General features: G+C 66.2%; 13 protein-coding genes. 7 read left to right on the top strand and 6 right to left on the bottom strand.

Annotated features, from left to right (window positions below):
• Nucleotides 1-80: 80 nt before the first annotated feature.
• Entirely contained in the window at nt 81-1,085 is a 1,005-nt protein-coding gene (locus NS6_RS04985) for a LacI family DNA-binding transcriptional regulator (RefSeq protein ID WP_068036940.1), read from the bottom strand.
• A gap of 337 nt (nt 1,086-1,422) precedes the next feature.
• Between NS6_RS04985 and NS6_RS04980 the strand changes: the two genes are divergently transcribed.
• Genes NS6_RS04980 through NS6_RS04960 form a run of 5 tightly spaced genes read left to right on the top strand, consistent with a single transcriptional unit; the run spans nt 1,423 to nt 6,196 of the window.
• On the top strand, nt 1,423-2,562 hold the full coding sequence (locus NS6_RS04980) for a cupin domain-containing protein (RefSeq protein ID WP_068036936.1): 1,140 nt from the start codon (nt 1,423-1,425) through the stop codon (nt 2,560-2,562).
• A 1-nt stretch (nt 2,563) separates the two neighbouring features.
• A complete protein-coding gene (locus tag NS6_RS04975) occupies nt 2,564-3,298 on the top strand; it encodes an alpha/beta fold hydrolase (protein WP_068036933.1) in 735 nt (244 codons plus the stop codon).
• Nucleotides 3,289-4,611, top strand: coding sequence for a histidinol dehydrogenase (hisD, locus tag NS6_RS04970; RefSeq protein WP_068036930.1), 1,323 nt, complete (start codon nt 3,289-3,291; stop codon nt 4,609-4,611). Before NS6_RS04975 ends, hisD begins: the two co-directional genes overlap by 10 nt.
• Complete coding sequence (locus tag NS6_RS04965) at nt 4,608-5,450, top strand: SDR family NAD(P)-dependent oxidoreductase (protein ID WP_157112619.1); 843 nt, start codon at nt 4,608-4,610, stop codon at nt 5,448-5,450. Before hisD ends, NS6_RS04965 begins: the two co-directional genes overlap by 4 nt.
• On the top strand, nt 5,450-6,196 hold the full coding sequence (locus NS6_RS04960) for an HpcH/HpaI aldolase family protein (protein WP_068036927.1): 747 nt from the start codon (nt 5,450-5,452) through the stop codon (nt 6,194-6,196). The genes NS6_RS04965 and NS6_RS04960 overlap by 1 nt, the downstream gene beginning before the upstream one ends.
• Nucleotides 6,197-6,236: 40 nt before the next feature.
• On the opposite strand, the gene NS6_RS04955 is transcribed toward NS6_RS04960, so the two are convergent.
• Together NS6_RS04955 and NS6_RS04950 are read right to left on the bottom strand one after the other, a co-directional pair.
• Complete coding sequence (locus tag NS6_RS04955; RefSeq protein WP_068036925.1) at nt 6,237-7,514, bottom strand: DUF418 domain-containing protein; 1,278 nt, start codon at nt 7,512-7,514, stop codon at nt 6,237-6,239.
• Nucleotides 7,511-8,161, bottom strand: a complete 651-nt coding sequence (locus NS6_RS04950; protein WP_068036922.1) for a TetR/AcrR family transcriptional regulator — start codon at nt 8,159-8,161, stop codon at nt 7,511-7,513. The genes NS6_RS04955 and NS6_RS04950 overlap by 4 nt, the downstream gene beginning before the upstream one ends.
• An 86-nt stretch (nt 8,162-8,247) precedes the next feature.
• On the opposite strand from NS6_RS04950, the gene NS6_RS33660 reads away from it, so the two are divergent.
• Complete coding sequence (locus NS6_RS33660) at nt 8,248-8,427, top strand: SDR family oxidoreductase (protein ID WP_245669127.1); 180 nt, start codon at nt 8,248-8,250, stop codon at nt 8,425-8,427.
• A gap of 31 nt (nt 8,428-8,458) precedes the next feature.
• Here the strand turns inward: NS6_RS33660 and NS6_RS04945 are convergent, their stop codons facing one another.
• From NS6_RS04945 to NS6_RS04935, 3 genes are all read right to left on the bottom strand, one after another.
• Entirely contained in the window at nt 8,459-9,079 is a 621-nt protein-coding gene (locus tag NS6_RS04945) for a nucleotidyltransferase domain-containing protein (protein ID WP_068036919.1), read from the bottom strand.
• A gap of 62 nt (nt 9,080-9,141) precedes the next feature.
• The gene (locus NS6_RS04940) at nt 9,142-9,351 is read right to left on the bottom strand and encodes a DUF397 domain-containing protein (RefSeq protein ID WP_068036916.1); all 210 of its coding nucleotides are present in this window, start codon (nt 9,349-9,351) and stop codon (nt 9,142-9,144) included.
• Nucleotides 9,338-10,222: a helix-turn-helix domain-containing protein gene (locus tag NS6_RS04935; RefSeq protein ID WP_068037991.1), complete on the bottom strand. Its 885-nt coding sequence runs from the start codon at nt 10,220-10,222 to the stop codon at nt 9,338-9,340. Before NS6_RS04935 ends, NS6_RS04940 begins: the two co-directional genes overlap by 14 nt.
• 506 nt (nt 10,223-10,728) lie before the next feature.
• Between NS6_RS04935 and NS6_RS04930 the strand changes: the two genes are divergently transcribed.
• Nucleotides 10,729-11,064, top strand: a complete 336-nt coding sequence (locus NS6_RS04930; RefSeq protein ID WP_068036913.1) for a hypothetical protein — start codon at nt 10,729-10,731, stop codon at nt 11,062-11,064.
• The last annotated feature ends 124 nt before the right edge of the window (nt 11,065-11,188 follow it).

The raw sequence follows: 11,188 nt of genomic DNA, 5'->3' as shown, positions 1-11,188 counted from the left end.
GGCCGGTCGGGCGGGCGTCGGCCGGAACATCCCGGCCGGCAAGAATTTACGTATGCATGCGACGGTGAGCCCGCGGCCGGTCAAGCCGGAGGCGGGGCGACCGTCGCGCGTTCGACCAGCTGCGGGGTCAAGACGACCCGCTGCGGGCGGTCCTCGCTGATTGTGTTCTCCAGTCGTTCGACGAGCAGGCGGGCGGCGGCCGCCGCCATCGCGTCGAGGTCGTGGCCGACCGTGGTCAGGCGGAATGCCTCCCACTCGGCCATCGGGATGTTGTCGAAGCCGATCAAGCTCAGCTCGTCGGGAATGCCGACACCCTTGGACATGGCCGCGTTGAGTGCCCCGATCGCCACTACGTCGTTACCGCAGAACACCGCTGTCGGGCGCGGGTCGGTGCCGAGGAGCTCGAGCATCGCGTGATAGCCGGTGTCGAACTCGAACGGGCCCCGGTGGGTGAACACCCCGGGTAGGGCGATACCCGATTCGGCGAGCGCTGCCCGGAATCCCAGCTCCCGGTCGCGGCCGGTGCTGGTGGTATCGGGGCCGAAGATGCCGGCGATGCGCCGGTGGCCGGTATCGGTGAGATGGGCGGCGGCCAGCCGCCCGCCGAGTTCGTTGTCCACTACCGCGGCATCGGCGGTATGCGGGGAGCTCTCGCGGTTGAGGAAAACGAAGGGTAGTCGGCGGCGCTGGAGTTCGGCGGGTAGCCGCGAGTCGAGATTGCTGGTCAGTAGTACCGCGCCGTCGATCGAACCATCCACGAGCTGTTCCAGGGGGACCTGGTTGTCCGACCGTTCGGTGAACACCATCATCCGGTACGAATGCTTTTCCAGTTCGTCGTGCAATGGGCCGAGTAGATGCGGGTAGAAGGGGTTGGTGAGATCGCTGACCACGATGCCGATCCGTTTGGTCCGGCGGGTCACCAGGCTGCGCCCGGCCTCGCTGGGTACATAGCCCAGGGCTTCGGCGGCTTCCTGGACCCGGGCGCGGGTATCCGCGGCGACCCGGGGGTCCCCACGCAGGGCCCGCGAGACGGTCGGCTGCGATACGCCCGCCAGGCGGGCGACGTCGCGACTCGTGATCGGCATGGAATCCCCTGATCGGCTACGTGGTCGCCGGACGGCGGCCGCGCCGGAACTGCTCCGGTGCTGTGAATACGAATCTTAGTCCATCGTGCTGCGCTCTCGGCCGGCTCTTGCTTTTCGAGGCATCCAGTTGGCGCGGATCGGTGAACTACCCGGTAGGGCATGTGAAAGCGGCGTCCAGGCGTGGATCCGGCGAGTAATTCGTTGACATAGCGCCGCGGATCCTGCACCATGCATACGTATAAATCATCCGTGTTGTGCGCGATTTCCCGTGGATGCGCCGCCGCCCCCGCGCGTGCCGAGCGCCCACCGTGCGAAAACCACTGTGAAAAGAGGACAGATGTCTCCCGAAGTCACCGTCACCGCCGCGGACCTCGACCGGTACACCATCCGGCGCAGCGATTTCGTGTCCTGCAACCAGGCGTTCATCGACTGCCGAACCCCCGGCTCCGACCGCAAAGAGAACTATTCGATGATCGGCCGTGGCGTGACGCAGAGCTCCGGCCAGGTGGTCAATCTGCAGGAGCCGCACGGTTTCCAGATCGGCGCCGCCGCCATGCCCAACGGAGTGACCAACAATCTGCACCTGCACTTCACGGCCGAAGTGTTCCTGTGCTTCCGCGGCGAGTACCTGCTGCGCTGGGGTGCCCACGGCGAACAGGGTGAACTGGTTCTGCGCGAGGGGGAGATCGCCTCCATCCCCACCTGGATCTTCCGCGGATTCACCAATATCGGACCCGACGACGGATTCCTGTTCACGGCACTGGGCATGGACGATACCGGCGGGATCATCTGGGGACCGGCAGTCCTCGAGGAGGCCGAGGGGTACGGCCTGTACCTGACCGCGGACAACAAGCTCGTCGACACCCTGGCCGGGGACGAACTGCCCGAAGATATCGAACTGGTCGAACCGATCAGCGCGGAACAGATCGCCGCGCTGCGCCCGTACACCGCCGAACAGATGGCCGAACGTATCGCGACTCCGGAGAACATCCACTGGTCGCGCCGTGCACTGCTGGACTCCGCGCTGCCCGGCGGCGGTGTCGAACTCGGGCTGGTGATCGGGTACGGGATGACCGAGGACGTCACCCAGGTCCCGCGGATCCACAACCCGCACGGTCACAACATCGCCTGGTTGCGGGCCGAACCCGGCACCGGGGTTTCGTCGCACCGGCATACGGCACGCCAGGTCCTGATGGCCAAGGACGGCGAATGGGAAGTGATTGTCAACCGCGGTGCCGACGCCCGCACGGTGCGGCTGGGCACTTGGGACATGCTGTCGGTTCCCGCCGGCGCCTACCGGGCGATCCGGAATGTGGGCGGCGAGACCGCGCATATGCTCGTCGTCAACAGCGGCGACGGCCGGGTCCGGCTCACCTGGGACGAGGAAGTGGTGAAAGCGGCCGCCGACGCCGGTGACGCCCTCGACCACAACGGATATCTTGCGCCGTACGCGCTGGTCCCGCGCCGGAAGCGATGAGATGGGCGACGAACTACCCCTGGTCCTCGTACCCGGGATGCTGTGCGACGCGCAGCTGTGGGCGGAACTGACACCGGGGCCCGGTGTCCGGTTGGTACACGCCGCGATCGACGCGCCGTCGGTCGCGGGAATGGCCGATCAGGTGCTTACTTCCACTGACGGTCCCTTCGTGCTCGCCGGACTCAGTCTCGGTGCGATCGTCGGCTTCGAAGTGCTGCGCCGTGCGCCCGAACGCGTGCTCGGGTTCTGTGCGATCTCGACGAACCCGCATGCGCCGGTCGCCGCGCAGTACCGGGGCTGGCACGATATGGCGTTCCGTACCCTGCGTGGCGAGTTCGAGACCGTTGTCCGCAACACCATCGCTCCCACCATGTTCGCCGATCGGCACCGCACCGCCGAGCGGATCGAGCAGGTGGTGGCCATGGCCCGGCGCATCGGACCCGACCGTTTTCAGAATCAGCTGCGGGCCCAGGCCGATCGCATCGACTCGCTACCGTCGCTTGCCGCCGCCGGCTGTCCGGCGCTGATCGTCTCCGCGGATGAAGACGCACTGTGCCCGCCCGATTTCCACCGGGCCATCGCGGACGCGGTTGAGGGTTCCCGCCTCGAAACGGTCGCCGGCGCCGGACATCTGTGCACCTGGGAAGTGCCGCACCGAATTTCCGACCTCATCAGCGACTGGCTGCAAGTCGTCGCCACAGACCGAATCACCCGACAGGAGTCGTCATGCCCCTAGTTCTGAAGAAACCGATCCCGGCCGAGGTGGTCCGCCAGGGTCGCTCCGATGTGAGCGAACGCGTTGCCGCGATCCTCGACGACATCCGGGTCGGCGGAGATACCGCGGTGCGCAAGTACTCGGAACAGTTCGACACATGGAGCCCTGAATCGTTCCGGCTTTCGCCGGCCCGGATCGACGAGCTCATCGATACCCTGCCCGTGCAGGTCGTCGAGGATATCGAGTTCGTCCAGCAACAGGTACGCACCTTCGCCCGGCACCAGCGCGATTCGCTGACCGACTTCGAGATCGAAACACTGCCGGGTGTGCACCTCGGGCAGAAGCATATTCCCATCGACCGAGTGGGCGCCTACGTACCGGGTGGGCGCTACCCGCTCACCGCCTCGGCACATATGACCATCGTGACCGCCAAGGTCGCCGGCGTGCCGAGCGTCGCGGCCTGCACTCCGCCGATCCGGGGGCAGATCCCGGCCGCGACGGTTGCGGCCATGCATCTGGCCGGTGCCGATGAGATCTACCTGCTGGGCGGGGTTCAAGCGATCGGTGCGCTGGCCCGCGGTACCGAGACCATCGACCGGGTCGACCTGCTCGCAGGGCCGGGTAACGCCTATGTCGCCGAGGCGAAACGGCAGCTCTTCGGTGAGGTCGGGATCGACCTTTTCGCCGGGCCCACCGAGATCCTCGTCATCGCCGATGACGCGGCGGATCCGTTCATCGTCGCGGTCGATCTGCTGTCCCAGGCCGAACACGGCCCGGATTCGCCCGCGGTGCTGATCACTACCTCGGAGGTGCTGGGGCGCAAAGTCATCGAACATATCGAGGCGCTGCTGCCGGATATGCCGACCGCCGATTTCGCGGCGCCGGCCTGGCGCGACCACGGTGAAGTCCTCGTCGTCGAAACCCTCGACGAGGCCTACGCCCTCGCCGACACCTATGCGAGCGAGCATGTCGAGGTCTTGACCCGCGAACCGCGCGAAGCGCTGGAGAAGATGACCAACTACGGTGGCCTGTTCCTCGGTGAGGGGACTTGTGTTTCATACGGCGACAAGGTGATCGGCACCAACCATGTGCTCCCGACTCGCGGGTCGGCGCGCTACACCGGTGGATTGTGGGTCGGCAAATACCTCAAGACGGTCACCTACTCCGAGGTGGTGGACCAGGCGTCGAGCGCGCAGCTCGGTGAGGTGTGCGGCCGAGCCGCCCGGGTGGAACTGTTCGAGGGACACGCGCGCTCGGGTGATGTGCGGGCCGCGAAGTACGCGGGCGCGCAGTTGCCGTGGGCCGCGGATGCCTATGCGGGAGCGGGCTCGTGAACGAGCCGGTCGCACAGTCCGAATCGCCGACCGCTCCCGAGTATCAGCGTGAACAGGAACCCGAGCGCGCCGCCGCTGCCGACTCGGTCAGGGGGCGCACTGCGCTGGTGACCGGTGGCGGCAGCGGGCTTGGGGCCGCGATCGCAGTCGCATTGGCCGATGCGGGCGCCCGGGTGATCGTCGTCGGGCGCGACCGGGACAAGCTCGACCGTGTCGCTGCGTGGCGGCCCGAGTCGATGCGCCCCGCGGTCTGTGATGTCGCCTCGCCGGATTCCGTTGCCGCGCTGACCGGGGAACTCGCGGACGAGTCGGTGTCGATCCTGGTCAACAACGCGGGGGTACCCGGTCCTGTCGCGCCGCTCACCGAGATCGAACCCGCCGAATGGGACGGTGTTTTCGCCGTCAACGTGCGGGGCGTCTACCTGCTGTGCCGAGCCTTTCTGCCCGCGATGGTCGAGGCCGGTCGCGGTGATGTCATCAATCTCGCGTCGGTGTCCGGGAAGCGGCCATTGGTGCGCCGGACTCCGTACTGTGCGTCGAAAATGGCGGTCATCGGGCTCACCACCACGCTGGCCGCCGAGGTCGGGCCGCTAGGGGTGAACGTGAATTCGCTGTCGCCCGGACCGGTCGACAGTGCGCGGATGCATCGCAACTTCCGGCTGGAGGCCGAACGCTCCGGAACCAGCTACGACGAAGCCGAGCAGGCTTTCGTCTCCAGGGCCGCGCTCGGGCGGATGGTCACCGAGGACGAGGTGGCCCGGGCGGTACTGGCGATGCTGGCGATGCCCGGACTGTGCGCCGCCGATATCGACCTGTCCGCCGGAATGGTGGCGCGCTGATGGCCGGGATGAAACAGCGGCTCGCCGAAGGAGACAAGTTGCTCGGGGCGCTGGTTCGTATGCCCGCCGAGGAACTCGTCGAGATGGTCGGCGTGGCGGGGTTCGACTACGTCCTGATCGATTGCGAACACGGTCCCGCCGATATGGTCCCGCTCCGGCAGCATATTGCCGCCGCGCAGGTCCACGGTATGGATGTGCTGGTGCGGGTCGGCCAGAACGAGCCCGCGCTGATCCAGCGGGTCCTGGACCACGGTGCCACCGGGGTCGTCGTGCCCCATGTGGACGACGCCGGTGGCGCCGCGGCGGCGGTGCACGCCGCCCGGTACCCACCCGTGGGCGACCGGGGATTCGCCACCTACGGGCGTGCGGGCCGATACGGGACCCGCACCGCTGCCGATCATCTCGCCGCCGACGCGCGGGAAACACTGGTCATCGCCATGGTCGAATCGGACGTGGGTTGCCGCAATGTGGGCGATATCGTCGCCACCGCGGGAATCGACGCAGTGATGGCCGGTCCGGCCGATCTCGCGGTCTCACTGGGTGTTGTCGGTCCGGCCGATCCGGTCGTCGTGGCCGCGGTGGCGGAGGTGCACCGCGCCGCGGCAGAACACGGCCGGACCCGGCTCGAGATCGTCTCTGGTGCGCAGCGTGCTCGCGCCGCATTCGAATCGGGTGCCGGCCTCGTGGTTGTCAACCTCAGCCATGTGCTCATGGAGACATTCGCGGCGTTGCGCGCGGTGCGGTGAACGGCGGGTGTCTCGGCCGGACGTTCGCATCGCTACCCGGTCAGTTGCTGCCGGCGGCGTACGCGGGCGGGTTGTGTGAATGTCGCGCTCGGCCGTAAACCAGCCGACGCAACAGGGTTTCGGCCGGCCCCGGGTTTGCTTGCCGTTCGAGGAGCACGGCATAGCCGATCGTGATGATCCACACGCCGACAGCGAACGCGGCCATACCGGCACTACCGAGTGCGGCGCCGAGTCCGAGGCCCCACGCCGCGAGCAGTGGCGCGCACAGCACTGATTGAGCGAGATAGCAGCTCATCGAACGTTTACCCACTGCCGTGACGGCGTACGCGACCGGTCCGAGCCGGCGACCGGCCAGGCGGCCGCCGATCAGCCCGAACACCGCGACATAGCCGAGGCCGCACGCCAGACCCGTGGCCATCTGTGGGGCCGCCATCGCCGCCATCGCCGGTTCCACACCGCTGATCACTCCGGCATGGGCGAGCGCGTGGACGAGTCCGAAGCTCCAGCCGAGGGTGATACCGGCAATCGCGGTCACCCACAGCAGCTGGCGATGCTCTTGTGGCCGCTCCAGTACCCGGTGGCGCGCGGCCCAGAATCCGAGCAGGATCGATACAGGGACAACCAAGCCGAACAAGCCCTGTACGAAGGTCACCTGCACCGGCCACATCGTGATCCGTGCGACGGCCGCGGCCCAGAAATTCTCTTCCGAGATGCTGGCGTACGCCGAGTCCGCGAATCCCGGATCGAATCCGCCCCCGGTGTCCTCGCCGGATAGTACGGCCACCGCTCCGAGTGCCGACAAGCCTGCCACCAGGGCAACGATGACGCTGCCGATCCCGGCCCAGACCAGCAGTGTGCGATCGGAGCGGCGCAGGAACAGCCACACCAGGACCAGGCCGGTGAGCCCGTAGGCGCCGAGTATGTCTCCGCCCCACAGCAGTAGGGCGTGCACCGCGCCGAACACGATGAGCCACACGTTCCGGCGCTGGATCACCGACCGGACCTGCTTTTCGGAAAGTCCGCGCTGCGACTGCCGGCGGGCGATCATCACCAGGCCGTAACCGAACAGGAACGCGAACATCGGGTAGACCCGCAGATCCACGGTGGTGATGAGGACGCCTTGCACCACGGTGTCGAGTGCCGAACCGTCCACCGGATGTGCCCCGGACGCCGAACGCTGCCCGCCGTACAGGTAGTAGGCCGTATTGGCCAGCACGATCAGTAGCAGCATGAACCCGCGGGCGAGATCCGGTCCCGGGATCCGATCGTTTCCGCCCAGCGGTGCGGGACCGCGTGCCGTTGCCTGCTCGGTTGTCATGGCTGTACCTCGGAGGTGGTCGGGTTCGCGGTGATCGCGTGCGTGATGAGATCCGCCAGTTCGCCCGCGTGTGCCGCGAGATCGTGCTCGGGGTAGGAATGCCAGTAGGCGATCATCGCGTCGATTCCGGCCTGCACCGTAACGGCCATGACGCGGGTATCGAACGGACGGAGTTCGCCGGATGCCTGGCCCGTCCGGAACTCGGCTTCCAAACCCTGATAGATGGATTCGTTGAACTGGTCGCCGTATACCGGGCGTCCGTTCTCGTCGAGGAGGTTGTGGAGCACCTCGGTCAGTGCCCGTAGTTCGGCGGGGTTGGTGCGCACATAGTCGGCGACGGCGCGGATCCGCTCGCCGATCCGGCGCAGCACCGTTTCTTCTGCGGTGACCCGGGGCACGACGAATTCGGTGATCTCCGCGTAGACGTGTTCGACGAGCCGCTCCATCAGTTCGTCCTTGCCGGCGAAGTGGTAGGAGATCACGCCCTTGCTGATACCGGCACGCTCGGCGATCCGGGCGAGTGAGGCTTTCGCGTAACCGAATTCGGCGAACACGGTGACAGCACTTTCGAGAATCTGCCGCCGCCGGACCTCTTCGATGAGCGAGGGGCGACGAGCCTGGCCGGTCGTGCTGTTTTCTGGCCGCATGGTCAGATTTTAGACGGTCGGTCAGTAATCGGCAATAGTCACTGGCACCGCGCGGGATCACCATCAACAATGTCCAGCCCGGCCCGGTGGACACCGATGCCAACCCCGCCGATGGGCCCAATGCATCGAATCTGCTCGGAGTTATGGCCACTGACCGATTCGGCACCTCGGCCGAGGTCGGCGCCTTCGTCTCGTATCTCGCCGGGCCCGACGCCGCCTATATCACCGGCGCGAGCTTGGACATCGACGGTGGATTCGCGGCCTGATCCCGGCGGGTGTGCTGCCCGCGAATATCTGTCAGGATCCGTGCGCCGAAAGCGTTTCCAGCCAGGGGTGGCCGGGGTGCACTCGGGCAAGCCATCTGGACAACCGTGATTTTCTCGACCGGTCCATAGCCGGAAGCGCTCGCAGGAAATCGGTCTCGTCCTTGGCTCTGGGGGCTTTCGCCTTGAACACGAGGACGGCTTCGGGGATCACGTAGGGGATGCCGTCGGCGGTGTGGAGCATCAGCTCGTCGTAGGGCAGCGTGATCGAGGTGTCGCGGCGGCACACCCATCGATCGCCACGATGTGGCTCGCGGAAAACATCGAGGTGATACAGCCCGCTCGCCGGATCGCGCAACCAGGTCTGATGCTGATCATCGGCTTCCTCGGGAAACGGCCAGACGTGCCCGTCACCGACGACGTCCCACTCATAGCCTGGGAGTACGTTCGCGATATCGGCGAATCGACTGCTGGGCACGCCGATTTCGAGGTCGGAATGCTCACGTCCGAGACCGCCGACGAACAGGTCCAGTGCCCAGCCGCCTGTGACGTACCAGCACGGCGGGGCGCTCGACAGCCGTTCGGCGGCTTCGGCGGGTGTCCAGGCTCGCCAGAGCCGGTCGCATTCCTCGGCGGACAATGGACGTCCGGTCATCTCCTATGGCCTCCTTCATAAGGAAACCCCTCCCGAAGGAGGGGTTCCCTTATCTGTAGGAATCAGGCCCGGTCGAACTCGCCGGACTTGGCGGTCGCGAGGAAGGCGTCCCATTTGCTGGGGGCAAACACCAGGGCGGGGCCCGCAGGGTTCTTGGAGTCGCGAACGCCGACGAAACCTTTATCCAGGTGTGCGGCCTCGACACACTCCTTGGTGCCGGAACTTCGGCTGCTCTTGAACCACCGGGCTCCGGGTAGGTCAGCGCTGTTCATGGTGCTCCTTCGCTATCTTCCGCACCAGGTCTCGGGTTCGTACCTCGTCGAGCGCGACGCGTCTGATGCCGTCGGCTGCCGTCTGGTATCTGTCGATTTCCTCTGGCCGCTCGAGGTACTGGTCGCTGGTGTAGCCCTGAACGTACACAATCGGCGGTTCTGACAGCCACGTTGTTCGATGCGGCGGAAACTCCAGCAGGACGAACAATCCCGCATCCAGGCCGACGTGAGTGGCGGTGAAGGGGACGGCCTTGATCGAAACCTGGGAAAGTTCGCTCAGCTCGGCGAGGTAGTCGAGTTGTTCGGTCATTACCGCCGGGCCTCCTATGCGGTGTCGCAATGCAGCCTCACTGACAAGGATTTCCACTTCCAGGCTGGGGTCGTCGTGTAGCCGCGATTGCCGACGGCTCGCGATCTCGATGTGTTGCTCTACTTCTACTGTGCGCATCCCCGGGTTCGATATCCAGATCATCGCGCGCCGGTACGGCTGTGTTTGGACAAGACCGGGAAGCAGCGTCGGTGCGTAGGTCAGGAATCGACTGGCCGCCACCTCCAAACCCAGATATAGGTCGAAGTCCTTCGGTACCGCCTCGCGGTAGGCATGCCACCAAGACTTGTACGACAGTCCGCTCAGAAGATCCAGGAGAACATCCGTAACCTCCTGTGCTGCCTTGTAGATGCGGCACAGCTCGCGCACCTGTAATGCCGATATCCGGGTGGACTGTCCGGTCTCCAGGCGCCATAGAGTCTGATGCCCCACTCCGATGGCCTGCCGAGCCGTTTGCACACTGACACCCGACGTCTCGCGCAGATGCCGCAGCTGCCTTCCCAGCATCCGTCGCGCGAAGGTGCTATCGGTCTCCCTGTCCATGCTCTCTCTCCCCTTTGTGCGGGCCTCCACATCCCGCACCGGAACGCAGTGTGACTCGTACTGGAAGGCGCGGGGGCAAAATCTGGAATGTTGCAGATTTTCTGAGGAATTGACGCATCGGAAGCTTCCAATAGCGGCTGTAGCCCTTGTCTACTGATGGCGCACCCGGCGCAGGCCACCTCCCAGAACCACTGGGAGACACCAGTTCAACGCCAGGAGCGCCGCGAACTGGCGGTCCAGCATTCACAGTTCGGTCGCTGATGCCGTGCCGGACCCTGCGCCGGGTGCTTGCCAAGACTATTCCAGGAGTAGGGGACAACTCATGTCTGTCAGCGGGTTTCAAGGGTGTAGCCGATCCATCGGGACCGGGCCTGGGCTGCTACCGAAGCGGGTTCGCGGATCTTTCGGGATCCCGGAAGGGCCTGTAGCGGTGCTGCCGCCGGTCGAGCGGTTGGAGTGCATCGCAGCGGCCGTGCGTCGCTGGTGCGCGGACTCGGAGGATTCACGTGACCACCGATGAGCGTCCCAAGGCAGTCGCGCTGGTCCGGCGTGACGTTGCGGTATCCGTGGTCGACTTGTACGCGCTAGCGGAAAGGCACGGCTATCGGCTCGTGTTCACCGTGTTCACGGATTCGGGGCCGAAAGTTGCCGCGCTGGCATTGGCCCGGCACGCGGGTGAGCACGGCGCGGCCGCCGTTGTCGTGCCGGGCTTCGAGCACGTCGATGCGATCCGCCACCTCGTCACCGATAACGCCGCGCTCATCACCCCGATGCGGCTGTACCCACGCGGGCACCGTTGGGTCGGGGAGCCGGACGGACATGAGCAGCAGGTGAATGGCTGACGTGGCACTGGTGCAGCTCGTGCTCGGCCTACTCGGTCTCACCATCGCCCTGTGGTGGCCCGACCAAGGACCCTGAACCGGGCGTAGTCCCCGGCCAGGGGGACGGCAACCGGCCATGTGGTCG

Origin of the sequence: Nocardia speluncae NBRC 108251, assembly GCF_001613245.1 — a bacterium.
GTDB lineage: Bacteria > Actinomycetota > Actinomycetes > Mycobacteriales > Mycobacteriaceae > Nocardia > Nocardia speluncae.
The sequence above is the reverse complement of the archived record's forward strand: the minus strand, read 5'-3'. Positions and strand labels throughout refer to the sequence as shown.

What these genes read in the sequence shown, in the direction of transcription:
- NS6_RS04985 (WP_068036940.1), bottom strand. Translation starts at nt 1,085, where the DNA reads ATGCCGATCACGAGTCGCGACGTCGCCCGCCTGGCGGGCGTATCGCAG.
- NS6_RS04980 (WP_068036936.1), top strand. Translation starts at nt 1,423, where the DNA reads ATGTCTCCCGAAGTCACCGTCACCGCCGCGGACCTCGACCGGTACACC.
- NS6_RS04975 (WP_068036933.1), top strand. Translation starts at nt 2,564, where the DNA reads ATGGGCGACGAACTACCCCTGGTCCTCGTACCCGGGATGCTGTGCGAC.
- hisD (WP_068036930.1), top strand. Translation starts at nt 3,289, where the DNA reads ATGCCCCTAGTTCTGAAGAAACCGATCCCGGCCGAGGTGGTCCGCCAG.
- NS6_RS04960 (WP_068036927.1), top strand. Translation starts at nt 5,450, where the DNA reads ATGGCCGGGATGAAACAGCGGCTCGCCGAAGGAGACAAGTTGCTCGGG.
- NS6_RS04955 (WP_068036925.1), bottom strand. Translation starts at nt 7,514, where the DNA reads ATGACAACCGAGCAGGCAACGGCACGCGGTCCCGCACCGCTGGGCGGA.
- NS6_RS04950 (WP_068036922.1), bottom strand. Translation starts at nt 8,161, where the DNA reads ATGCGGCCAGAAAACAGCACGACCGGCCAGGCTCGTCGCCCCTCGCTC.
- NS6_RS04945 (WP_068036919.1), bottom strand. Translation starts at nt 9,079, where the DNA reads ATGACCGGACGTCCATTGTCCGCCGAGGAATGCGACCGGCTCTGGCGA.
- NS6_RS04940 (WP_068036916.1), bottom strand. Translation starts at nt 9,351, where the DNA reads ATGAACAGCGCTGACCTACCCGGAGCCCGGTGGTTCAAGAGCAGCCGA.
- NS6_RS04935 (WP_068037991.1), bottom strand. Translation starts at nt 10,222, where the DNA reads ATGGACAGGGAGACCGATAGCACCTTCGCGCGACGGATGCTGGGAAGG.